This window comes from Sphingomonas sp. BL-S-05, assembly GCF_055521695.1.
In genome coordinates this window covers 3,738,141-3,760,695 of the sequence record NZ_CM145499.1, presented here as the reverse complement: position 1 = coordinate 3,760,695, position 22,555 = coordinate 3,738,141, and the positions used below count along the sequence as shown (strand labels likewise).

21 protein-coding genes are annotated in these 22,555 nt (G+C 66.5%); 11 read left to right on the top strand and 10 right to left on the bottom strand.

All coding sequences use genetic code 11. The features are described from left to right. The first annotated feature begins 3 nt into the window (after positions 1-3). Complete coding sequence (locus ACZ1JS_RS17450; RefSeq protein WP_465167142.1) at positions 4-888, top strand: glycosyltransferase family 2 protein; 885 nt, start codon at positions 4-6, stop codon at positions 886-888. A 152-nt stretch (positions 889-1,040) separates the two neighbouring features. Here the strand turns inward: ACZ1JS_RS17450 and glmS are convergent, their stop codons facing one another. Both glmS and glmU read right to left on the bottom strand, forming a co-directional pair. Then, a complete protein-coding gene (gene glmS, locus ACZ1JS_RS17445) occupies positions 1,041-2,864 on the bottom strand; it encodes a glutamine--fructose-6-phosphate transaminase (isomerizing) (protein WP_465167141.1) in 1,824 nt (607 codons plus the stop codon). A 26-nt stretch (positions 2,865-2,890) separates the two neighbouring features. After that, positions 2,891-4,255, bottom strand: a complete 1,365-nt coding sequence (gene glmU, locus ACZ1JS_RS17440) for a bifunctional UDP-N-acetylglucosamine diphosphorylase/glucosamine-1-phosphate N-acetyltransferase GlmU (RefSeq protein WP_465167140.1) — start codon at positions 4,253-4,255, stop codon at positions 2,891-2,893. A 62-nt stretch (positions 4,256-4,317) separates the two neighbouring features. Here glmU and ACZ1JS_RS17435 point away from each other — a divergent pair, with 62 nt between their 5' ends. Beyond that, a complete protein-coding gene (locus tag ACZ1JS_RS17435; RefSeq protein ID WP_345880013.1) occupies positions 4,318-4,992 on the top strand; it encodes an HAD-IA family hydrolase in 675 nt (224 codons plus the stop codon). A gap of 26 nt (positions 4,993-5,018) precedes the next feature. Next, positions 5,019-5,804 (top strand): SDR family NAD(P)-dependent oxidoreductase, encoded by a 786-nt coding sequence (locus ACZ1JS_RS17430; RefSeq protein ID WP_465167139.1) that lies wholly within the window; start codon positions 5,019-5,021, stop codon positions 5,802-5,804. Positions 5,805-5,823: 19 nt separating this feature from the next. Here ACZ1JS_RS17430 and ACZ1JS_RS17425 read toward each other — a convergent pair whose 3' ends face one another. The 8 genes from ACZ1JS_RS17425 to pyrE all read right to left on the bottom strand — a co-directional run bounded on the left by ACZ1JS_RS17425 (position 5,824) and on the right by pyrE (position 11,971). Next, on the bottom strand, positions 5,824-7,017 hold the full coding sequence (locus tag ACZ1JS_RS17425; protein ID WP_465167138.1) for a glycosyltransferase: 1,194 nt from the start codon (positions 7,015-7,017) through the stop codon (positions 5,824-5,826). A 19-nt stretch (positions 7,018-7,036) separates the two neighbouring features. After that, entirely contained in the window at positions 7,037-7,552 is a 516-nt protein-coding gene (locus ACZ1JS_RS17420) for a DUF2141 domain-containing protein (RefSeq protein WP_465167137.1), read from the bottom strand. Beyond that, positions 7,549-8,463 (bottom strand): hypothetical protein, encoded by a 915-nt coding sequence (locus ACZ1JS_RS17415; protein ID WP_465167136.1) that lies wholly within the window; start codon positions 8,461-8,463, stop codon positions 7,549-7,551. Before ACZ1JS_RS17415 ends, ACZ1JS_RS17420 begins: the two co-directional genes overlap by 4 nt. Before the next feature lie 42 nt (positions 8,464-8,505). Further along, positions 8,506-9,144, bottom strand: coding sequence for a maleylacetoacetate isomerase (maiA, locus tag ACZ1JS_RS17410; RefSeq protein ID WP_465167135.1), 639 nt, complete (start codon positions 9,142-9,144; stop codon positions 8,506-8,508). Then, positions 9,141-10,097 (bottom strand): signal peptidase I, encoded by a 957-nt coding sequence (gene lepB / locus ACZ1JS_RS17405; RefSeq protein ID WP_465167134.1) that lies wholly within the window; start codon positions 10,095-10,097, stop codon positions 9,141-9,143. The genes maiA and lepB overlap by 4 nt, the downstream gene beginning before the upstream one ends. 8 nt (positions 10,098-10,105) lie before the next feature. Next, positions 10,106-10,513, bottom strand: a complete 408-nt coding sequence (gene acpS / locus ACZ1JS_RS17400; protein WP_465167133.1) for a holo-ACP synthase — start codon at positions 10,511-10,513, stop codon at positions 10,106-10,108. 151 nt (positions 10,514-10,664) lie between these two features. Continuing rightward, positions 10,665-11,393 carry a pyridoxine 5'-phosphate synthase gene (locus tag ACZ1JS_RS17395; RefSeq protein WP_465167132.1) on the bottom strand — a complete coding sequence of 243 codons (729 nt, stop codon included), beginning with the start codon at positions 11,391-11,393 and terminating at the stop codon, positions 10,665-10,667. After that, positions 11,390-11,971, bottom strand: a complete 582-nt coding sequence (gene pyrE / locus ACZ1JS_RS17390; RefSeq protein WP_465167131.1) for an orotate phosphoribosyltransferase — start codon at positions 11,969-11,971, stop codon at positions 11,390-11,392. Before pyrE ends, ACZ1JS_RS17395 begins: the two co-directional genes overlap by 4 nt. Before the next feature lie 203 nt (positions 11,972-12,174). Between pyrE and coxB the strand changes: the two genes are divergently transcribed. From coxB to ACZ1JS_RS17350, 8 genes are all read left to right on the top strand, one after another. Then, positions 12,175-13,371 carry a cytochrome c oxidase subunit II gene (gene coxB, locus ACZ1JS_RS17385; protein ID WP_465167130.1) on the top strand — a complete coding sequence of 399 codons (1,197 nt, stop codon included), beginning with the start codon at positions 12,175-12,177 and terminating at the stop codon, positions 13,369-13,371. 1 nt (position 13,372) lies between these two features. Continuing rightward, the gene (ctaD, locus tag ACZ1JS_RS17380) at positions 13,373-15,031 is read left to right on the top strand and encodes a cytochrome c oxidase subunit I (RefSeq protein ID WP_465167129.1); all 1,659 of its coding nucleotides are present in this window, start codon (positions 13,373-13,375) and stop codon (positions 15,029-15,031) included. 200 nt (positions 15,032-15,231) lie between these two features. Next, on the top strand, positions 15,232-16,998 hold the full coding sequence (locus ACZ1JS_RS17375) for a DUF1800 domain-containing protein (RefSeq protein WP_465167128.1): 1,767 nt from the start codon (positions 15,232-15,234) through the stop codon (positions 16,996-16,998). Beyond that, complete coding sequence (locus ACZ1JS_RS17370) at positions 16,995-18,386, top strand: DUF1501 domain-containing protein (protein WP_465167127.1); 1,392 nt, start codon at positions 16,995-16,997, stop codon at positions 18,384-18,386. Before ACZ1JS_RS17375 ends, ACZ1JS_RS17370 begins: the two co-directional genes overlap by 4 nt. 186 nt (positions 18,387-18,572) lie before the next feature. Further along, entirely contained in the window at positions 18,573-20,852 is a 2,280-nt protein-coding gene (locus ACZ1JS_RS17365) for a TonB-dependent receptor (RefSeq protein WP_465167126.1), read from the top strand. Between the two features lie 96 nt (positions 20,853-20,948). Then, positions 20,949-21,848, top strand: coding sequence for a heme o synthase (locus tag ACZ1JS_RS17360; protein WP_465167125.1), 900 nt, complete (start codon positions 20,949-20,951; stop codon positions 21,846-21,848). After that, the gene (locus ACZ1JS_RS17355; RefSeq protein ID WP_440487744.1) at positions 21,845-21,979 is read left to right on the top strand and encodes a hypothetical protein; all 135 of its coding nucleotides are present in this window, start codon (positions 21,845-21,847) and stop codon (positions 21,977-21,979) included. Before ACZ1JS_RS17360 ends, ACZ1JS_RS17355 begins: the two co-directional genes overlap by 4 nt. Beyond that, entirely contained in the window at positions 21,976-22,509 is a 534-nt protein-coding gene (locus ACZ1JS_RS17350) for a cytochrome c oxidase assembly protein (protein WP_465167124.1), read from the top strand. Before ACZ1JS_RS17355 ends, ACZ1JS_RS17350 begins: the two co-directional genes overlap by 4 nt. The last annotated feature ends 46 nt before the right edge of the window (positions 22,510-22,555 follow it).

Genomic DNA, 22,555 nt, shown 5'->3' with positions numbered 1-22,555 from the left:
GCCATGACCGACCCCGAATTCAGTGTCATCATCTGCACCCTGAACCGTGCCACGCAATTGCCGCTGGCGCTCGACGCGCTCGGCATCGCCGTCGGTCGGGCGGAGCAGTCGGTCGAGGTCGTCCTGGTCAATAACGGGTCGACCGACGACACGCAGCAGGTGATGGAAGGCTGGGCCGCGCAGCAATCGGTGCCGGTGCGGATCGTGGTCGAGGAACGGCGCGGGCTGTCGTGCGCGCGCAATGCCGGGCTGGCGGCGGCACGCGGTCGGATCATCGTCATGACCGACGACGACTGCACGCTGGAGCCCGATTATTTCGACCATGTCCGCGCCGCCTATGCCAAGGATCCGCGCGAGGTGATCCGGGGCGGCATGGTCGGCCTCGGCGATCCGCGCGACATTCCCTTCACCACCAAGCGCGCGCCCAACCCGGCCGAACTGGGACCGACGGCGATGCCGAGCGGCTTCATCATCGGCGCGAACTTCACCATGCAGCGGTCGGTCGCCGAACGGATCGGGAAGTTCGACGAACGCTTCGGCGCGGGCGCGGCGTTCATCGGGTCGGACGACACCGATTATCTGGTGCGCGCGCAGGACCTCGGCATTCCGATCCTGTACGATCCGACCTTCCGCGTGGACCATTATCATGGCCGGCGCGGGCTGGACGCGGCGCGGAAAATGTATCGCGGCTATGGCTTCGGCAATGGCGCGCTATACGCCAAGCATCTGCGGCAGAAGCGGGTGCGCGGCTGGATGCTGATGAGCCTGCGCGCCGCGCTGCGCGACGTGCTGGGCAGGTCGGAGCACGACCTGATCAAGAATCGCGACCTGTTGAAGCTGAAGCATCAGGTGCGCGGCTTCGCGGCCTATTTCCGGCACAAGGGATGACGCCTTAACTCCTCCCCACATCGTGGGGAGGGGGACCGCCGCGTAGCGGTGGTGGAGGGGGGTGGCGGCAAACGCAGCCTCACCGCCAACGGACACCCCCTCCACCACCGCTACGCGGCGGTCCCCCTCCCCGTGCCGGGGAGGATTTTGCGTCACTCCACCGTGACGCTCTTCGCCAGATTGCGCGGCTGATCGACGTCGGTGCCCTTGGCGACCGCGACATGGTATGCGAGCAACTGCACCGGCACCGCATAGACGATCGGCGCGATCAGCGGGTGGACCTTGGGCATGGTGATGGTGGCGATGCAGTTCTCGCCCGCCGCCTGGATGCCGTCATAGTCGGAGATCAGCACGACCTTGCCGCCGCGCGCCTGCACTTCCTGCATGTTGCTGACGGTCTTGTCGAACAGCGGCCCCGACGGGGCGATGACGATCACCGGCACGGATTCGTCGATCAGCGCGATCGGGCCGTGCTTCATCTCGCCGGCGGCATAGCCCTCCGCATGGATATAGCTGATTTCCTTCAGCTTCAGCGCGCCTTCCAGCGCCAGCGGATAATCGGTACCGCGCCCCAGATACAGCACGTCGCGCGCCGCCGCGATCACGCCGGCCATGCCCTCGATCGATTCGTCATAGGCGAGCGCACCGTTGATCGACGCGGGCGCCTCGGCCAGATGACGGACGATGCTGCGTTCCTCGGCCTCGGAGAGCCGCCCCTTGGCCTTGGCGAGATTGGCGGCGAGTGCCGCGAGGACGGCGAGTTGGCAGGTGAATGCCTTGGTCGAGGCGACGCCGATCTCCGGCCCGGCATGGGTCGGCAGCAGCAGATCGGCCTCGCGCGCCATGGTGCTGGTCGGCACGTTGACGACGACGGCGATGGTCTGCCCCTCGCTCTTGGCATGGCGCAAGGCGGCGAGCGTGTCGGCGGTCTCGCCCGACTGGCTGATGAACAGGGCAAGGCCGCCCTCCTCCATCACCGGCGCGCGGTAGCGGAACTCGGACGCGACGTCCAAATCGACCGGCACACGGGCGAATTGTTCGAACCAGTATTTGGCGACCATGCCGGCATAGAAGCTGGTGCCGCAGGCGACGATGGTGACGCGCTTGATCCCCGACAGGTCGAATTCGGGGATGGGCAGCGACACGCGCCCTTCGAAGCGCTGGAGATAGCCGCGCAGCGTCTGGGCGACGACGATCGGCTGCTCGTAAATCTCCTTCTGCATGAAATGGCGGTGATTGCCCTTGTCGATCAGCGCGCCGGTGACGCCCGACAACGTGACCGGGCGGTCTACGGGATTGTTGTCGCGATCGAAAATCTCGGTGCCGCCCTGACGGCAGACGACCCAGTCGCCTTCCTCCAGATAGGCGATGCGCTGGGTCAGCGGCGCGAGCGCCAGCGCGTCGGAGCCGAGATAGACCTCGTCGTCGCCATAGCCGACGACCAGCGGCGAGCCGAGGCGCGCACCGATCAGCAGGTCGGGATGCTGCCGGAACAGGATGGCGAGCGCGAAGGCGCCGTGCAGGCGCGGCAGGATCGCCTTGACCGCATCGGCCGGGGACAGGCCGGCCTCGACCTGTTCGCTGACCAGATGGGCGACGACCTCGGTATCGGTCTCGCTGGTGAAGAGCCGGCCGCGCGCGGTCAGTTCGTCGCGCAGCGGCTTGAAATTCTCGATGATGCCGTTGTGGACGACCGCGACCTCGTCGGTCGCATGCGGGTGCGCATTGTTGGTGGTCGGGCCGCCATGCGTCGCCCAGCGGGTATGGGCGATGCCGACATGGCCGGGCAGCGGATGGTCGGCCAGTTCGGCGGCGAGGTTCTTCAGCTTGCCCGACGCGCGGCGACGCTCGATCGCCGCGCCCTCGACGGTGGCGATGCCCGCCGAATCATAGCCGCGATATTCGAGGCGCTTCAGCCCATCGAGCAGCCGGTCGGCGACGCTGTCGGTGCCGATGATGCCAACAATTCCACACATGATCGTCTCTCCGGCGGGATGCCCGCTTATTTCTTCGACTTGGCGGCCTTGATCGCCGCCTGCTTGGCACGGAAGCGCTTGGCCCAGCCGGGGTGATCGGCGCGTTCAGCGCGGACCAGCGCCAGCGCGTCGGCCTCGACATCGCGGGTGACGACCGATCCAGCGGCGACCAGCGCGCCGTCGCCGATTTTCACCGGCGCGACCAAGGCACTGTTCGATCCGATAAAGGCCCCCTCGCCTATCTCGGTCCGGTATTTGAAATAGCCATCGTAATTGCAGGTGATGGTGCCCGCGCCGATATTCACATTCGCCCCGACGCTGGCATCGCCCAGATAGGTCAGGTGATTGGCTTTGGCCCCCACGCCCAACGTCGTGTTCTTCACCTCGACGAAATTGCCGACGCGACTGCCCTCCCCCAGCACCGCGCCGGGGCGCAGGCGGGCATAGGGACCGACGTCTGCCTTCGACGCGACCGTCGCCCCTTCGAGATGGCTGAAGGCGTGGACGGTCACGTTGTCGGCGATCGTCACGCCGGGGCCGAACACGACATTCGGCTCGATCGTCACGTCGCGGCCGAGTTGCGTGTCGTGCGCGAAGAAGACGGTGTCGGGCGCGATCAGCGTGACGCCGTCGGCCATCGCCTGACTCCGCCGCTTCGCCTGCCACGCGCCCTCGACCGCGGCCAGTTCGGCGCGGCTGTTGATGCCGGCCACTTCGTCGGCCGCCGTTTCGATCACGACCGCGCCGCGCCCGTCGGCGATCGCGAGCATGACGATGTCGGGCAGATAATATTCGCCCGCCGCATTGGCGTTGCCGACCCGGTCGAGCAGCGCCCACAGGTCGCGGCTGTGCACGGCGGTCACGCCGCTGTTGCACAGGTCGACCGCGCGTTCGTCTGCCGAAGCGTCCTTAAATTCGACCATCTTCGCGATGTTGCCGGCATCGTCGGCGATGATCCGGCCATAGGCGGCGGCATCGGCGGGACGGAAGCCGAGGACGGCGACGGCCGGTGCATCGGGCGCATCGAGCCGGGCGGCCAGCCGCGCGACGGTATCGGCCGACAGCAGCGGCGTATCGCCGAAACAGACGATGACGATGCCGTCATGATCGGCCAGCGTCTCGCGCGCCTGCAACGCGGCATGGGCGGTGCCGAGCTGTTCGCGCTGCCACGCAATCTCTACGCCGCGCCCAGCAACCGCCGATTCGACCTGTTCGCCAACCGCGCCGACGATCACGACGCGGCGCGAGATACCGGCGGCGTCGAGGCTGTCGAGCAGATGGAACAGCATCGGCTGCCCGGCGAGCGGGTGCAGCACCTTGTGCTTCGACGACTTCATGCGCGTGCCCTGCCCGGCGGCGAGGATCACGGCGGCGATCGGTTGCGCGTTCATGGATGCGCTCCTTGGCATACGACCCTTGCCAATTCCATATCGCGCGCGCCAAAGCGGACCAGATGACAGAGATTTCATTCGCCATCGTCGGTTTCGATCTCGACGGGACGTTCGTCGACACCAGCGGCGACCTGACCGATGCCGTCAACCATGCGCTGGCCGATGCCGGCCGGCCGGCGCTGACCCGCGAACAGGTGATCCCGATGATCGGCGGCGGCGCAAAGCATATGCTGCGCCAGGGGATGGAGGCGACCGGCGGCTGCGACGAGGCCGAGCTGAACCGGCTGAACCGCCTACTGCTCGATTATTATGAAGCACATATCGCGGTCCATTCGCGGCCCTTTCCGGGCGCGCTGGCGGCACTCGACGCGCTGGAAGCCGGCGGCGTGAAGGTCGCGATCGTGACCAACAAGCTGGAGGCGCTGGCGCGGCGGCTGCTGGACGAACTGGACCTGACACAGCGTTTCGCCTGCATCCTTGGTGGCGACACGCTGGGGCCGGGCAAGTCGAAGCCGAACCGCGCGCCGATCGACGCGATGATCGAACGCTGCGGCGGCGGACGCGCGGCGTTCGTCGGCGATTCGCATTTCGATATCGATGCGGCGCGCAATGCCGGTATCCCGTCGGTCGCCTGTTCGTTCGGGTTCATGATGCAGCCGGTGGCGGAACTGGGCGCGGACGCGGTGATCGACCATTATGACGAACTGATTCCGACACTCGCGCGTTTGGCCGCCTGACCCCCTACTCCAGTCCAGGAATTGCCATGCCCCGCCCCGTCGCCCTCATCACCGGCGCATCGTCCGGTATCGGCCTCAGCTTCGCGCATCACCTCGCCCGCACCGGCCACGACCTCGTTATCGTCGCCCGGCGCGAGGACCGGTTGCGCGACCTCGCCGAACAGCTGTCGGCCGAACACGGTATCGATATCGAGGTGATCGTCGCCGACCTTGCCGACCCCGACGACCTCGACGTGGTCGAGGAACGGCTGGAGGCGGGCGAGCCGGTCGCGCTGTTCGTCAACAATGCCGGCTTCGCCGCGATGGGCAAGGTCGGTGAGGGCGATCGCGACGACATGACCGACATGCTGCTGCTGAACGTCGTCGCCTTCAGTCGGCTGGCCGATGCCGCGATGGCCGGGATGAAGCGCACGGGCCAGGGCACGATCATCAATGTCGGCTCGGGCACGCTGTTCACCAAGATGCCGGGCTATGCCGGCTATGGCGCGACCAAGGCCTATGTCGCCTATTATACCCGCGTGATGCAGGTCGAGGCGAAGGCGTTGAACATCCGCATCCAGTTGCTGATCCCCGGCGTCACCGCCACCGATTTCCACCATGTCGCGGGCAAGAGCATCGACGATTTCCCGCCCGAACGGGTGATGGAGCCCGACGATCTGGTCGTCGCATCGCTGCGCGGGCTGGAACTGGGCGAAGCGGTGTGTATCCCGTCGCTGCCCGACGCGGCGGATTGGGAAGCGCTGGAGGCGGCGGAGGCGAAGATCGCGCCCAACGCGTCGCGCGACACGGTGGCCGACCGATACCGGAACTGACGCGCCGCCCCGTGCGGGGTTACCGCGCGAACCATTCGGGGTAACGCTGCGCCTTCTGCGCCACCAACCCTTCATAATAGTGCATCAGGTCGACCGCGTGATCGCGGTCGGTCCTGACCTGCGCCGCCGCTGCATTCGCCGCCGCCTTGACCACGTCATAGTCGCGCGCGAACATGCGTCCGATCGCGTCCGCCGCCGAACGGGGATCGCGCGCGGCATAGGTTTCGGCGAAGTCCGGCTCGGCGATCTCGGCACAGCCGCCTTCGTCGGGTACGATCAGCGGCAGGCCCGATGCCAGCCCCTCCAGCCCGACCAGCCCGAAGGGTTCGGCATCGGATCCGTGGATCAGCGCGTCGCAACTGGCCATGATCCGCGCCAGCCGCACCCGGTCGTAGACCGGGCGGAACAGCTTGATATGCGGGCTGTTCTTCAGCCGGTGTTCGAGCCGGCGGGTATGCACCCCGCTGCCGATCTGGATCATGCCGACGGCCATATGTTCGCCCGCCATCTCGACCGCGTCGAAGATCATCGGCCAGCGTTTCTCGGCATGGTGCCGGCCCAGCCCCAGCAGCAAATGCCCCTCCGGCGGCAGTCCCAGCTGTTCGAGCAGCGAGGCGCGCAACTGTTCGTCGCGATGCTCGGGTGAAAAGAAACCGCGCTGGATGCCGAGCGGCATCGATGCATGGACCGTCAGCCCGCGCGCGGCATGGCGCTTTTCCAGCGCCGGACCGTTGGTGACGAACGCATCCATCTTGGCGAGGTAGCGCGCCATGTAGCGCGTCCACCACATGAACGCCTCCTCAATCCGCTCGCGGCTGGCCAGCCGTTCGAACCAGCGCAGCGGATAGGCGCCGACATTGTCGTTATGCGCGAAATAGACCTTCACCGCATGGCCCGGCCAGTCGGCGACGATGGTCGCGGGGCGCCACGGGCTCGATGCCTCGACCACATCGGGATGGAGTTCGTCGAGCAGCGCGTGAATCGCGCCGCCGCGGACGAAGATGCCGTAATTGGGGTCGAGCACCAATGTCGGCGCCTTCACCCAATGGATGCGCCCGCCGCCGGGGCGTTCCTCGACCGCATTGTGCTTTGCCGGCGCGATGACGATCAGTTCGTGGCCCAGCTCGGCCATGATCGTCATCTTGTGATCGATATAGGTGCGGACCCCGCCGCCGGTGGGCGAATAGAATTCGTTAACATCGACGACGCGCATCGGGGATCGATCGGTCGGGTCAGCCGAGCGGGGCGAAACCGCCCAGCCCGCGCAGATACTGGGCGCGCACCGTGGTCGTCGTCACGCCCGCCGGCACGTTGACGATCGCCTGTGCCAGTTTCGGCCGCGCGCGCCCGAGCTTGCCCGCGCCCGGAAAGCCGGCGCCATCGCGCATGAAATTGAACTTGTTGCGCCCGTCGCGGTCATGGGTGAACAACAACGCATAGCGGCCGGGCGACGGGGCGCGGATGCACAACTGCACCGCGCCCGATGCCGGCATGTCGGCCCAGACGCGGCGGAAGAACTTGCCCTCGGCGCGCAGGTCGCGATCGTCCTTCAGGAAATCGTCCTCGTTCGCCGGGTACAGTTCCAGCTTCAGCCGGCCGGTGCGGTCCTTCAACCCGACGACATTGACGCGGATCGCCGGCCCCTGCCCGTTGTTGCAGGCGGCGGCATCGCTGCCGATCGATTGCGCGGCGGCGGGCGTGGCGGCGAGCAACGCTGCGCCGAGCAGCGTCAGGGGCAATTGCATCATTCTTTCCTTGCGAGCGCGGGAAGCCCGAATGCCGCCATCAACACCGCGTGGGTAAACAGGGTGAGCGTCGCGACGAAGGCGACAAGGTCGGACAGGGCTTCGCCATGCCCGATGAACATAATCGCGAAGTTGGCGAAAAGAAGGTCTTTGTTCGGCAGCAGCGGCAGCCGTGCCACGACGAGACGCCCGGCGGCGAGGAACAGCCACCATTTGATCGACACCCATGGCATGGCGAAATAGCTGGCGATACCGAAGGCGAGCGACCCGAGGACGAGGCGCAGGCAGTGGACGCCGAAGATCCAGCCGAGCGTCCGTGCCGGCAGCGAGAATACCCGGCGCGAGAACAGCAGCAGCACGCCCGAAATCCCGACCGCGACCGCCGCCGACCAGCTGAGCATCCGCAGCTGCGGCGCGGTGAACAGTTCGAAGGCGAAGGGCAGCGCGACGGCGAGCATGCCGACGGTGACGATATTGCCGGCGATACCCGACAGGATCGTCACGTCCTTCACCGCCCCGAACGGCGCGGTCACCATCTTCAGCCGGGCACGCGCCCAGGCATAGAAGAAGACGTCGCCCGAATAGCCGATGACGACGTCGTTCGCGATCCGCTTGCGCACCAGCGCGCCGAACCCGTCGAACGGCAGCCGCCAGAGCGCACGGAAGATGATGAAATCGAACAGCGGCGGCGAGAGATAGGCGAGCGCGAAGAAGAGGTAGAACCACGGCGAATCCGGTGCGGCGAGTTCGACCCCCGCCCAGCCATGGTCGAACAGCTCCCATGCCAGCCCGACGATCATCAGCCCCGACAGCGCCGCGCCGAGGATGCGCGGCCAGCGGGGGCGGAACCGTTCGAGCGGCTCCAGCCCGGCAAGGTCGGGACCAGCCCGTACGGCGTCGGTATCGCTTACCATGTCGCGCGACGTCCTACGCGCTCGGCCCGGTATTCGCCAGCATCATGCCGCGGGCGCCACCCGGTCGGGATGCGCATCCGCAAAGGCGGGCAGCGCGGATGCCCGCGCGTCGACCGCGACCAGTTTCGGCCAAGGCGACAGGTCGAGTTCGAACCGCCGGGCATTATAGAGTTGCGGCACCAGGCAGCAATCGACCACCCCCGGCACATCGCCGCCGAAAAACCCGTCCGCCGGTGCGCTCGCCTCCAGCGCGTCGAGCCCCAGCGCGATCCAGTGGCGATACCAGTCGGCCTTCGCCGCCGCATCGGCACCGAACTGGCTTTCGAGGCGCTGCAGCACACGCAGATTGTCGATCGGGTGAATGTCGGCGACGATCACCAGCGCCTGCGCCATCGCCTGTGCGCGCGCCAGCGGATCGGCGGGAAACAGTCGCGGTTCGGGATGGGCGTGGTCCAGCCAGTCGAGGATCGCCAGCGACTGGGTCAGCACGGTCCCGTCGGACAGGGCCAGCGCGGGCACCAGTCCCTGACGGTTGCGCGCCAGATGATCGGGCTGACGCTGTTCGTCCTTCAGCAGCGAAATCTCGACGCGGTCATAGGCGACGTGCTTGAGGTTCAGCGCGATGCGCAGGCGATAGCCAGCCGACGACCGGAAATAGTCGTACAGCGTGACGTCGCTCACTGCGCGGTCCCGCCTGCCGGCACCAGCGACGTGCCGGCGCGGCCGCTGCGGAACGAGCTGAACCAAGTCGCCGGGTTCAGGCTCGTCGTACCGTCGAGCGAGAAGGTGATGAACTCCGCACGCCCGCCGATATTCTCCCATGGCACCGGCCCGCCCAGCCCACGTTCGGCCTCGGAGAAGCGGCTGTCGGCGCTGTTGTCGCGATTGTCGCCCATCAGAAAGACATGGTTGGCCGGGATCACGATCGGCGCGAAATTGTCGCCCTGCGAATAGCCGAGGTCGATCGTGTCGTACTGCCGCCCGTTCGGCAGCGTCTCACGATACATCGGCAGGCGGCAGAACGCGCCCTTGTCGGTCCGCACCAGCGCGCCCGGATATTGATAGGCGTCGCAGCGGGTATTGGCGTCGACCGGGATCATCGCATCGCCCATCGCCTTGCGCGGAATGGCGACGTCGTTGATGTAGACGACGCCCCCCGCCACCTCCAGCCGATCGCCCGGCAGGCCGATGACGCGCTTGATCAGGTCGGTGTTGCTGCCCGGCGGCTTGACGATGACCACGTCGCCACGTTCGGGCATCGATCCCCACAGCCGGCCATGCCATGCCGGCAACTGGACGCTCCACGTTTCCTGCGGTTCATGCAGCACGATGTCGCGGAACATCGCCACCGGATTGGGGATGGTCGGCGATACGAACGACCAGCCATAGGCATATTTGCTCACCACCAGCCGATCCCCGACGCGCAAGCCCGGCAGCATCGATTCGGACGGGATATAGAAGGGTTTGGCGATGAAGCTGTGAAAGCCCAGCACCACCAGCAACAGCCAGAACAGCCCGCGCAATTCGCCCTTCCAGTCGAGCCGCGCACGCCGCGGCGGATGGCGGTGGGCAGGCGCCGGGGTCGGCGACGACGCGGGAACTCCATCGTTCTCCAGCGCCAGATGATCGGCCATCAATCGTCCTACTCTGTTGCCGGCACCGCCTCGATGATGACGAACGCCTGCGCCCAGGGGTGATCGTCGGTCATCGTCAGATGCACCTTCGCGACGTGGCCCTCGGGCATCATCGCGTCAAGTCGCGCTTTCGCACCACCGGTCAGCGCCAGCGTCGGCGCGCCGGAACGGGCATTGACCACGCCGATGTCGCGCATGAACACGCCCTGCGCGAAACCGGTGCCGACCGCCTTGGAAAAGGCCTCCTTGGCAGCGAAGCGCTTGGCGAGCGTCCCGGCGCGGGTGAAGGGGCGCCGGGCGGCCTTGTCCTGTTCGACCTCGGTGAAGACGCGCAGCAGGAACCGGTCGCCGAAGCGGTCGAGCGACGACTGGATACGCTCGATATTGCACAGGTCCGAGCCGAGACCGACGATCATGAAATCCTCCCCGGTACGGGGAGGGGGACCGCTCGCGAATGCGAGTGGTGGAGGGGGGCATCCCCAAACGCAACCGTCGTGGCGGAGGACATCCCCCTCCACCAGCCTGCGGCTGGTCCCCCTCCCCGTGCCGGGGAGGATTTTCCGCCTGTCACCGCGCGGTCTCCATCAGATCCTTCATCCGCCGGACCATCGGCCCCAGGCCGCCGAAGATCGCCTCGCCGATCAGGAAATGGCCGATATTCAGCTCGCGCACCTGCGGGATCGCCGCGATCGGGATGACGTTGTCGAAGGTCAGCCCGTGTCCGGCATGGACCTCGATCCCGTTCTTCGCCGCCAGTGCCGCGGCATCGGCGATGCGGCGCAGTTCGGCGACCTGCTCCTCGCCCGCCAGTTCGGTGTAGCGGCCGGTGTGCAGTTCGACCACCGGCGCGCCGAGCGCCACGGCGGCGGCGATCTGCTGCGCATCGGATTCGATGAATAGCGACACCCGCACCCCCGCCGCGCCCAGTTCGCGGACCATCGGCGCCAGCGCGTCATGCTGCCCGGCCGCGTCCAGCCCGCCCTCGGTCGTGCGCTCCTCGCGCTTTTCGGGGACGATGCAGGCCGCGTGCGGACGATGGCGCAGCGCGATGCCGAGCATCTCGGCGGTCGCCGCCATTTCGAGGTTGAGCGGCACGGTCAGTTCCGCCGACAGCCGCGCGATATCGTCGTCGGTGATGTGACGGCGATCCTCGCGCAGATGGGCGGTGATCCCGTCCGCACCATGTTCGGCCGCCAGCAGCGCGGCGCGAACCGGATCGGGATAGCCCGAACCGCGCGCGTTGCGGACGGTCGCGACGTGATCGATATTGACGCCCAGACGCAGCGGCCCGGTCATGCCGCGCGACTCCCGGGCTTGATCGCCGGGATCGCCGCCAGTTCGGCGGGCAGCGCGTCGGGCTGATAGCTCGGCACGTCGAGACGGATCAGCGGGAAGAAGGGGACGCCCAGATCGGCGGAACCGTTCGACCGGTCGACCAGCGACGCCGCCGCCACGACCTCGCCCCCCGCCGCGCCGATCGCGGCGATCGCCTCACGCGACGACAGGCCGGTCGTGACGACATCCTCCATCATCAGCACGCGGGTGCCGGCATCGATGCGAAAACCGCGCCGCAGTTCGAACGTACCGGTCGGCCGTTCGAGGAACATTGCGGGCACGCCCAGCGATCGGCCCATCTCATGCCCGACGATCACGCCGCCCATCGCCGGTGAAATCACGACATCGATCGATTCGCGCACCTCGTCCGGCAGGCGGCTGGCAAGTTCGTCGCACAGCCGTGCCGCACGGCGCGGGTCCATCAGCACGCGCGCGCATTGCAGATAGCGCGACGAGCGCAGCCCCGACGACAGGATGAAATGTCCCTCCAGCAGCGCTTCCGCCTGCCGGAATTCGTCGAGGATCGCGTCGTCGTTCATGGCTGTCATCCCGCCCATTGCCGTCGCGCGCCCTCTACTGCCGCCCGGGGTGCGTTCGCAACCATCGCTTGAGGCCGGGCGACATGCCGCGTATAGCCCGATGGGTTAGGGTTTCCAAACGCCCGCGCGACGCGACCACGCCAATCTAGAAGCGTGCCGCGTGCCAGATAACGGGGTGACGATACACGATGCGAAGCATTGGGATGAGGATGTTTGTTTTCGCCGCCGCCGCGGCACTGGCGGGCAGCGCCCATGCGCAGCAGCCGGCCGCGGTGACGCCGGGCAGCGGCGAGGTCGCGACCGCGCCGCAGGCGGGGGCCCCGCCCCCCGGATCGGCGGAGGCCAACCCGACCGGACAGGTGACGCCGCCCGCGACCGCCGCCGCCCCGACGCCGCCGGCGGTGCAGGACCCGACGCTCAACGCCGACGGATCGCCGCGCATGATCGCGACGCCGCATATCGGCCAGCCGTCGGACCGCGCGGTCGACCTGCAGACGCAGTTCACGCCGAACGGCCAGGAGGCCAAGGCCTTCCACAACCACATCCTGATGCCGGTGATCGTCGTCATCTCGCTGCTGGTGCTGTTCCTGCTCGCCTATGTCGTGATCCGGTTCCGCGAAAAGGCGAACCCGGTCCCGTCGAAGACGTCGCACAACACCGCGATCGAGATCATCTGGACCGCCGCCCCCGTGCTGATCCTCGCCGCGATCGCCGTGCCGTCGATCGGGCTGCTCGCGCGCCAGTTCAAGCCGGCGCCCGACGATGCGGTGACGATCAAGGCGATCGGCAACCAGTGGTTCTGGTCCTACGAATATCCCGATTATGGCGGCGTGTCGGTGACCGCCAACATGCTGAAGGAAAAGAACGAGGTTTCGGCCGGACAGCGGTTCCGCACCGACGCCGACGGTCCCCGCCTGCTTGCGGTCGACAATCGCATCGTGCTGCCGGTCGGCGTGCCGATCCGCCTGATCACCACCGCGACCGACGTGATCCATAGCTGGGCGATCCCCGCCTTCTGGGTAAAGCTCGACGCGGTGCCCGGCCGGCTGAACGAAACCAGCTTCACCATCAAGGAGCCGGGCCTGTATTTCGGTCAGTGCAGCGAGCTGTGCGGTGCGCGCCATGCCTATATGCCGATCGCGGTCGAAGCGGTGCCGGTGGCGCAGTTCAACCAGTGGATCCGCGCCAAGGGCGGCACGCTGCCCAGCCCCGCCGCAGCCGCCGCGCCCAGCAACGCCGTGATCCCGCAGCCGGGCGCCGACACCGCCGACGCCACGTCGGAAGCCGGCAACACCGCCAGCGATGCGGGCACGCCGGTCGTCAACGCGACCGAAGCCGCCTCCCCCTCCACCCAGCGCGCCACCGGCAACGGCGGCGGCGTCGGCAACGTGGACCAGTAAGATGACCGATTCCGCCCTTTCCGGCCACCATGCGTTCGATGCCCATGGGCATGGGGCCGACGCGCATCATCACGATGCCGACCACAAGCCGGCGTTCTTCGCCCGCTGGTTCATGTCGACCAACCACAAGGATATTGGGACGCTGTACCTGATCTTCGCGATCGTCGCGGGGATCATCGGCGGCGCGATTTCGGGGCTGATGCGCCTCGAACTCGCCGAACCGGGTATCCAGTGGCTGCCATGGCTGTCGGGCCATGAAGGCGATCAGGCGCTCCATTTCTGGAACGTGCTGATCACCGCGCATGGCCTGATCATGGTGTTCTTCATGGTCATGCCGGCGATGATCGGCGGCTTCGGCAACTGGTTCGTGCCGATCATGATCGGCGCGCCGGACATGGCGTTCCCGCGCATGAACAACATCTCCTTCTGGCTGCTGATCCCGGCCTTCGCGCTGCTGCTGGGCAGCACGATGTTCGGCGGCGGCGCGGGCACCGGCTGGACGGTCTATGCCCCGCTGTCGACCTATGGCGAACCCGGGCCGAGCGTCGACATGGCGATCCTGTCGCTGCACCTTGCCGGTGCGTCGTCGATTCTGGGGGCGATCAACTTCATCACCACCATCTTCAACATGCGCGCGCCGGGCATGACCCTGCACAAGATGCCGCTGTTCGTGTGGTCGGTGCTGGTCACCGCGTTCCTGCTGCTGCTGGCGCTGCCGGTGCTGGCCGCCGCGATCACGATGCTGCTGACCGACCGCAAGTTCGGCACGACCTTCTTCGATCCCGCCGGCGGCGGTGATCCGATCCTGTACCAGCATCTGTTCTGGTTCTTCGGCCACCCCGAAGTGTACATCATGATCCTGCCGGGTTTCGGCATCATCAGCCACATCGTCGCGACGTTCAGCCGCAAGCCGGTGTTCGGCTATCTCGGCATGGCTTATGCCATGGTCGCGATCGGCGCGGTCGGCTTCGTCGTGTGGGCGCACCACATGTTCACCACCGGCCTGTCGGTGAATACCAAGATGTACTTCACCGCTGCGACGATGATCATCGCGGTGCCGACCGGCATCAAGATCTTCTCGTGGATCGCGACGATGTGGGGCGGATCGCTGCGCTTCCCGACGCCGATGCTGTGGGCGATCGGGTTCATCTTCATGTTCACCGTCGGCGGCGTGACTGGCGTCGTGCTCGCCAATGGCGGCGTCGACGACGTGCTGCACGACACCTATTATGTCGTCGCGCACTTCCACTACGTCCTGTCGCTCGGGGCAGTGTTCGCGCTGTTCGCCGGCTTCTACTACTGGTTCCCGAAAATGTCGGGGAAGATGTACAACGAACTGCTTGGCAAGCTGCACTTCTGGGTGTTCTTCATCGGCGTGAACGTCATGTTCTTCCCGATGCACTTCCTGGGCGCGCAGGGGATGCCGCGGCGCTACCCGGACTATCCGGACGCCTATGCCTTCTACAATCACATCGCCTCGGCCGGATACGGCATCATGGCGGTCGGCATGGTGTTCTTCTTCGTCAACGTCGTCATCTCGCTGATGGCCGGGCGCAAGGCGGCGGACAATCCGTGGGGCGATGGGGCGACGACGCTGGAATGGACCTTGTCCTCGCCGCCGCCCTTCCACCAGTTCGAAACGCTGCCCAAGGTCGACTGACCGGGCCGCCGCCGAGGAAAAAACACAAACGCCCCGGAGCGATCCGGGGCGTTTTTTTACGTGGTTTTGCAGGGATCGGTACGGGTTCGAAACCGTCCCCCGAAACCTTCGGTTAACCATGTTTCAGCTTAAAAATCCGTACGTTAAACATTCCCCAACCATAGGTCTTTATCCCCGGTGTCAGCGTACAGGGGATTGCCATGTTGGGCGACGAAACGATCATCGACACTGCTGATCGGACACGGATTTCGGAACAGACGGTGCAGGCCTTGCCCGTCGATGCGGTGCCGGCCACGGGACTGGCCGCGAAACATGGCGTCATCGCCGCCGCCGCGTTGCTGGCAGCGTGCGATTCGGGCGGTGGCACCGGTCCCGGCACGGTCACCGTCGCCGGACCCAACCCCACCCCGACACCGACGCCGACCCCCAGCCCGACGCCGACGGTCGCGGCATTGAACGCCCGCAGCGCCAGCCGCTTCCTTGCGCAGGCGACGATGGGCGCGACCCGCACCAGCATCGATTCGGTGCTGAACACCGGCATCGCGGGCTGGATCGAAGCGCAGTTCGCGATCCCGCGCCAGACCAGCCATTGGGACTGGATGGTCGCCAACGGCTATTCCGAGGCGAACAAGGTCAACGTCCAGAGCGGATACGACGCCAGCGTCTGGCGACAGGTCATCGCCGGACCCGACGCATTGCGCCAGCGCGTGACGGTCGCGCTGCTCGACTATCTGGTCGTCGGCATGAACGCGCTGACCATCGACTGGCGCGCCCTGTCGATGGCGGCCTATACCGACATTCTGGCCGACAACGCCTTTGGCAATTATCGCGACCTGCTCGGCGCGATCGCCCGCAACGCGACGATGGGCGTGTTCCTGACGTTCGTGAACAGCAAGAAGGCCAATCCGTCGACCGGCAGCCTGCCCGACGAAAACTTCGCGCGCGAACTGATGCAGCTCTTCACGCTGGGCGTGAGCCAGCTCGAACAGGACGGCACCGTTCGCATGTCGAACGGACAGGTGCTGGAGACCTATACGCTCGACGACGTGTCGCAACTGGCGCGGGTGTTCACCGGGCTGCAACTGGCAACCAGCGACCGGACGACGGCCGACCGGATGCGTCAGCCACTGATCCTGAACGACGCCAACAACGAAACCGGGTCGGCGACCTTCCTCGGCGGGACGGTGTCGGGCGGCGGCTGGGCAGCGGTCAATGCCGCGCTCGACATCATCTTCCGCCATCCGAACATCGCGCCGTTCGTGTCGAAGCAGCTGATCCAGCGAATGGTCACCTCCAACCCCAGCCCGGCCTATGTCGGGCGCGTCGCCGCCGCCTTCGCCAATAACGGCAGCGGCGTGCGCGGCGACATGAAGGCGATCATCCGCGCGGTCCTGCTCGACCCCGAAGCGCGCGACGAGGCCGCGGCGCTGGCCAGCCCCACCGCCGGCCGCCTGCGCGAACCCGTACTGCGCCTGACCAACTGGGCGCGCGCCTTCGGCGTCACCTCGCCCAGCGACGCATGGGCGATCGGCGATACCACCAGCACCACCACCCGGCTGGGCCAGGGCATCGGCCGCGCGTCGAGCGTGTTCGGCTTCGTCCGTCCGGGCTTCAGCCCGCCGGGCACGCCGCTGGTACAGGCCGGGCTGACCGCGCCCGAATTCCTGATGGCCAGCGAACAGACCAACATCGCCTATATCAACTATATGCAGTCGCTGGTCGGCGGCGGCACCGGCGATACCAAGGCGGACTATGCGCCGATGATGGCGTTGGCATCGGACAGCGCGAAGCTGGTCGACGAGGTCAATCTGATCCTCGCCGCCGGGCAATTGCGCGCATCGACCGTCGCCACCATCCGCACCGCCGTCGACAGCATCCCGCTGACCGCGAACAACGCCACGCTCAACCGAACCGGGGTCGCGATCCTGCTGACCCTCGCGTCGCCCGATTATCTGGTGCTCAAATGAACGCTCCGACCATCCTGACCGACGTTTCCCGCCGCGCGTTCCTGCAACGCTCCGCCTTGTTCGGGGTGGCGGGAGTCGCGGCCCCGTTCGTCACCAGCCTCGGCGCGATCGGTGAGGCGGCAGCGGCCACCGCCAGCGATTACAAGGCGCTGGTGTGCATCTTCCTTGCCGGCGGCAACGACCATTTCAACACGCTGGTCCCCTATGACCCGACCAGCCACGCCAAATATACGTCGCTGCGCAGTTCGCTCGCCTTCTCGCGCGAAGCGCTGGCGCCGACCGTCCTGCTGCCGACCGTGGACCTGGGCGGGCGCGCCTATGCGCTGGCCCCGGCAATGGCGCCGCTCAGCCCGCTGTTCGATGCCGGGCGGCTGGCGGTGGCAATGAACGTCGGCACGCTAATTCAGCCGACGACCAAGGCGCAATATCAGAACAAGTCGGTGCGGCTGCCGCCCAAGCTGTTCAGCCACAACGACCAGCAAAGCTTTTTCCAGGCATCGAGCCCCGAAGGCGCCGGTTCGGGCTGGGGCGGGCGGATCGGCGATCTGTTCCAGTCGGGCAACGGCACCGCGGCGACCACCTGCATCAACGCATCGGGCAACGCCGTCTTCCTGTCGGGGCGCAATGCGATCCAGTATAATGTCGGCACCGGCGGTCCGGTCCCGCTGCTGCGTAACGCAACGTTGCTCTACGGGTCGAGCGTTGCGGCCCAGACGTTGCGTCAGATGATGACCGAGACCAATCCGCACATGTTCGGCACCGAATATGCGCGGATCAACAAACGCGCGATGGAGACGCAGGCGCAACTGGCCAACAGCCTGGCCGGCGTGCCCGAATCGAATTTCCCGCTTTTCCCCTCCGACAACGGCCTTGCCGACCAGCTGCGCATGGTTGCGCGGATGATCGCGATCTCGGGCGATCTGGGGACGAAGCGGCAGGTGTTCTTCGTGTCGATGGGCGGGTTCGATCTGCACGACAATCTGGCGGGGAACCAGCCGCGGCTGCTGACCAAATTGTCGGAGGCGATGCGCGCCTTTCACGACACGACGGTGGCGCTGGGTGTGGCGGACAAGGTCACGACCTTCACCGGATCGGATTTCGGCCGGACGCTGCCGTCGAACGGCAATGGTTGCGACCATGGCTGGGGATCGATGCACTTCGTCATGGGCGGGGCGGTCAACGGCAAACGGCTCTACGGCACCGCGCCGCTGGTCGGCACCAACACGCCCGACGATGTGGGGCAAGGCCGCCTGATCCCGACCATGTCGGTCGACCAATATGCCTCGACGCTGGCGCGCTGGTTCGGCGTGTCCGACGGCGACATGTCGAACGTGCTGCCCAATATCGGCAATTACGACAAATCGAGCTGGGGACAGGGGTTCGTCTAAAGCCGCGTGCGGAACCGTGCGCGGGTCGCATAATGCATACGACTGTCACGCAATTGCCATAAGTCGGTCCTAGCGCGCCCGCCGGGGGTGGTCCGCCCTGCCGTACAGTCACTTGGCCATCCGGGTTCGGGGGAACGCGGGTGGCGGTGCGGCAACGGATCCACCCGTCACAGGGAAGGAACCGACATGCATTTTCGCCTGCCGCTGCTCGCCAGCGCCGCACTGATCGCGCTCGCCACGCCGGCATTCGCACAGACCGAACCCGCCGAACCCGAGGCCGGACTCGACGATATCGTCGTCACCGCCGAACGGCGCGAGGAGCGGTTGCAGGACACGCCGCTGTCGGTCGGTGTCGCGACCGGCGACGATCTGCGCCAGTTCCAGGCGGGCGGTGAGGACACGCTGCTGTCGCTGTCAGGGCGCATCCCCGGCCTGTATGCCGAAACGACGACCGGCCGCATCTTCCCGCGCTTCTATATCCGGGGCCTCGGCAATATCGACTTCTATCTTGGCGCGTCGCAGCCGGTGACCGTCATCCAGGACGACGTGATCCTCGAGCATGTCGTGCTGAAGTCGAACCCGGTATATGACGTGGCCCAGGTCGAGGTGCTGCGCGGACCGCAGGGGTCGCTGTTCGGCCGCAACACCACCGCCGGCATCATCAAGTTCGACACGATCCGCCCGACCGCGACCTTCCAGAGCCGGGCACAGGCATCGTACGGCACCTATAACAGCGCCAGCTTCGATGCCGGGGTCGGTGGGCCGATCGCCGATGGGCTGATGGTGCGCGTATCGGCGCTGGTCCAGCACCGCGACGACTGGGTCGACAACACCTATGCCGGGTTCAGCGCCGACAATACCCAGACGCCCAAGAAGGACGCGATGGGCGGCTTCGACGACCGCAACCTGCGCGTACAGGTGCGTGCGCAGCCGAGTGATGCGGTCACCATCGACCTGTCGGGCCATGCCCGCTGGTATGAAGGCACCTCGACCATCTTCCATCGTGCAGCGTTGAAGCGCGGGTCGAACGACGTGTCGGCCGAACCGCGCGACCGCGTGGCATTGGACGAAGGCGGCAACAATCCGCAGGCCTATAACACCTATGGCGCATCGGCGCGGATGGCGTTCGATTTCGGGCCGGTGACGCTCAGCTCGATCACAGCCTATGAAACGACCAGCGGATCGAGCCGGGGCGACACCGATGGCGGCGCTGCCGCGCTGTTCCCGGTCAATGGCGTCCCCAACGGCTTCGGCCAGAGCCGCGGCAATATCCGCGACCTCGACCAATGGTCGCAGGAAATCCGCCTCGCCTCGACCGGCACCGGCCCGTTCGGCTTTCAGGTCGGCGGCTTCTATTTCGACAATCGCGACGTCACCGAATTCTACCAGCGTGGCTTCTTCCTGACGACCGCGGCGCGCAACCCCAACAACTGGGTGCGGCTGCGCGACGTCAACACGTCGTGGGCGGCGTTCGGACAGGCGCATTACGACCTGACCGATCAGCTGACGCTGACCGCCGGCGCGCGCATTACCGAGGATACGAAGCGCACCCGGCTGGTGAAGACCGCCAACACCGCCGCCAACGTCGTCACCTATCTCGGGCGCACCGACGTCCGCTTGTCGTCGACCGAGCCGAGCTGGGACGTGAGTCTGCTGTACAAGGCGAGCGACGACTTCAGCCTGTATTCGCGCGTCGCCCGCGGCTTCCGGGGGCCGACGATCCAGGGGCGCTCGGCGGTATTCAACGCCGACTTCACCACCGCCGATTCGGAAACGATCCTGTCGTTCGAAACGGGGTTCAAGAGCAGCCTGATCGACAACACGCTGCGCCTGAACGCCACGGTGTTCGGCTACCGGGTCAAGGATATCCAGCTGAACGGCAATGATTCGAACGGCAACGGCGTGCTGTTCAATGCCGACAAGGCACAGGCGTACGGCGTCGAGGCCGAGCTCGACTGGAAGCCGGTGCCGCAGTTGACGCTGGGTCTGGGCGGTAGCTGGCTGCATTCGGCGATCCGCGACAAGCGCGTCTATGCGCAGGTCTGCGCACTCAATGGTCGGGTGGTTTGCACGCTCGACACCCTGCCGCGCCAGATCGGCAGCATTTTCGTTGTCCCGATCGACGGCGAACCGCTGCCCAACGCACCCGAATATACGCTCGACCTGACCGCACGTTGGGACCAGCCGCTGAACGACGGTGCCCGCGTGTTCATCGCCACCGACTGGAATTTGCAGGGCTATACGCAGTTCACCCTGTACCGGGCGCGCGAATTCACCGCGAACGGCAATTTCGAAGGCGGCCTGAAGATCGGTTACGCCCCGCCGTCGGACGCATGGGAATTGTCGGTATTCGCGCGCAACATCACCAACGAAAAGAACCTGAAGGGCGTGATCGAAAATTACATGGCCGCCGTGTTCAACGATCCGCGGATCATCGGCGTCTCGCTGTCGGGCAAGTTCCGGTAAGGCGTTCCGCCCGCCCTGCCCTGTCATTCCGGCCACGACTGGAATGACAGGTGGGCGACGCTTTCCCCCGCCGCCACAACCCGATATAGGGCGGCGATGACCGCGCAGACGATCACCCTGCCCGCCGACTGGCGCGATTTCCTTGCCCTTACCAAGCCGCGGGTGATGACGCTGGTCGTCTTTACCGGGCTGTGCGGCATGCTCGCCGCGCCGGTCGCGATCCATCCGGTGATCGGCTTCACCGCCGTACTGTGCATCGCCCTCGGCGCGGGTGCCGCCGGCGCACTCAACCAGTGGTATGAGGCCGACCTCGACGCCAAGATGAAGCGGACACAGGGTCGTCCGCTCCCCGCCGGGCGCATGGACCGGCAATCGGCGCTGCATTTCGGCGTGGGTCTCGCGATCTTTTCGGTCGTGCTGATGGGGCTGGCGGTGAACCTTGCCGCCGCTGCGATCCTGACCGTGTCGATCCTGTTCTACGTGCTGGTCTATACCGTGTGGCTCAAGCGCCGGACGCCGCAGAACATCGTCATCGGCGGGGCGGCCGGGGCGTTTCCGCCGCTGATCGGCTGGGCGGCGGCGACCGGCGATGTCGCGCTGCTGCCGTTCCTACTGTTCTGCCTCGTCTTCCTGTGGACGCCGCCGCATTTCTGGGCGCTCGCGCTGTTCGTGAAGACCGATTACGCCAATGCCGGCGTGCCGATGCTGCCGGTGGTGGCGGGCGAGCGGACGACGCGGACGCAGATCGGGTTGTACACCATTCCGATGGCGGCGGTCGCGGTGGCGCCGTGGCCGCTGGGGCTGACCGGCGCGATCTACGGCATCGCCGCCTGCCTGCTGACCGCGACCTTCGGGTTGCTGGCGGTACAGGTCGCGCTGCGTTCGACCGGACAGGACGACCGGATGAAGCCCGAAAAGCGGCTGTTCGCCTTCTCGATCCTGTATCTTTTTGCGATGTTCGGCGCGCTGGTCGCCGACCGGTGGATGTTGGCATGAGCGAACAGGACGACCGTATCCGCGCGCGGCAGCGCGAACGGGCGAAAGTGATGGCATGGCTGCTCGGCGCGTTCGTGCTGCTGCTGTTCGCGATCACCATCGTCAAGATTCAGGCGGGGATGGGCACGTGACCCGCAATCTGCGCGTGGCATTGCTGTCGGTCGCGGCGGTGGTCGGCATGACCGGCGTCGGCTTCGCCAGCGTGCCGCTCTACCGCATGTTCTGTCAGGTGACCGGGTTCAACGGCACCACTCAGCGCGGGGAACAGGCGCCGGGCGGTATCGGCGACAAGGTCGTCGTGCGCTTCGACGCGAACGTCAATCCGGCGCTCGGCTGGGAGTTCAAGCCCGAACGCGCCTCTGAAACCGTCGATATCGGCGCGCGCGACATGGCGTTCTTCACGGCGAAGAACGTGTCGGGTCGCCCGGTCACCGGCACCGCGACCTTCAACGTGACGCCATCCCAAGCGGGCAAATATTTTACCAAGATCCAGTGCTTCTGCTTCACCCAGCAGACGCTGCAGGCGGGCGAGAAGGTGCGGATGCCGGTCATCTTCTTCGTCGATCCCAAGATCCATGACGATCCGGACGCGAAGGACATTCGCGCGATCACCCTGTCCTACACATTTTACCCGGTGGATTCGGGCGCGACGAAGAGCTAGGATCGCGCGCAAACACGCTCCGCAAAAGGCGCGAACAGCTTAGGGA

Coding starts and splice junctions, on each gene's coding strand:
- ACZ1JS_RS17450 (WP_465167142.1), top strand. CDS start 4: ATGACCGACCCCGAATTCAGTGTCATCATCTGCACCCTGAACCGTGCC.
- glmS (WP_465167141.1), bottom strand. CDS start 2,864: ATGTGTGGAATTGTTGGCATCATCGGCACCGACAGCGTCGCCGACCGG.
- glmU (WP_465167140.1), bottom strand. CDS start 4,255: ATGAACGCGCAACCGATCGCCGCCGTGATCCTCGCCGCCGGGCAGGGC.
- ACZ1JS_RS17435 (WP_345880013.1), top strand. CDS start 4,318: ATGACAGAGATTTCATTCGCCATCGTCGGTTTCGATCTCGACGGGACG.
- ACZ1JS_RS17430 (WP_465167139.1), top strand. CDS start 5,019: ATGCCCCGCCCCGTCGCCCTCATCACCGGCGCATCGTCCGGTATCGGC.
- ACZ1JS_RS17425 (WP_465167138.1), bottom strand. CDS start 7,017: ATGCGCGTCGTCGATGTTAACGAATTCTATTCGCCCACCGGCGGCGGG.
- ACZ1JS_RS17420 (WP_465167137.1), bottom strand. CDS start 7,552: ATGATGCAATTGCCCCTGACGCTGCTCGGCGCAGCGTTGCTCGCCGCC.
- ACZ1JS_RS17415 (WP_465167136.1), bottom strand. CDS start 8,463: ATGGTAAGCGATACCGACGCCGTACGGGCTGGTCCCGACCTTGCCGGG.
- lepB (WP_465167134.1), bottom strand. CDS start 10,097: ATGGCCGATCATCTGGCGCTGGAGAACGATGGAGTTCCCGCGTCGTCG.
- acpS (WP_465167133.1), bottom strand. CDS start 10,513: ATGATCGTCGGTCTCGGCTCGGACCTGTGCAATATCGAGCGTATCCAG.
- ACZ1JS_RS17395 (WP_465167132.1), bottom strand. CDS start 11,393: ATGACCGGGCCGCTGCGTCTGGGCGTCAATATCGATCACGTCGCGACC.
- pyrE (WP_465167131.1), bottom strand. CDS start 11,971: ATGAACGACGACGCGATCCTCGACGAATTCCGGCAGGCGGAAGCGCTG.
- coxB (WP_465167130.1), top strand. CDS start 12,175: ATGAGGATGTTTGTTTTCGCCGCCGCCGCGGCACTGGCGGGCAGCGCC.
- ctaD (WP_465167129.1), top strand. CDS start 13,373: ATGACCGATTCCGCCCTTTCCGGCCACCATGCGTTCGATGCCCATGGG.
- ACZ1JS_RS17375 (WP_465167128.1), top strand. CDS start 15,232: ATGTTGGGCGACGAAACGATCATCGACACTGCTGATCGGACACGGATT.
- ACZ1JS_RS17370 (WP_465167127.1), top strand. CDS start 16,995: ATGAACGCTCCGACCATCCTGACCGACGTTTCCCGCCGCGCGTTCCTG.
- ACZ1JS_RS17365 (WP_465167126.1), top strand. CDS start 18,573: ATGCATTTTCGCCTGCCGCTGCTCGCCAGCGCCGCACTGATCGCGCTC.
- ACZ1JS_RS17360 (WP_465167125.1), top strand. CDS start 20,949: ATGACCGCGCAGACGATCACCCTGCCCGCCGACTGGCGCGATTTCCTT.
- ACZ1JS_RS17355 (WP_440487744.1), top strand. CDS start 21,845: ATGAGCGAACAGGACGACCGTATCCGCGCGCGGCAGCGCGAACGGGCG.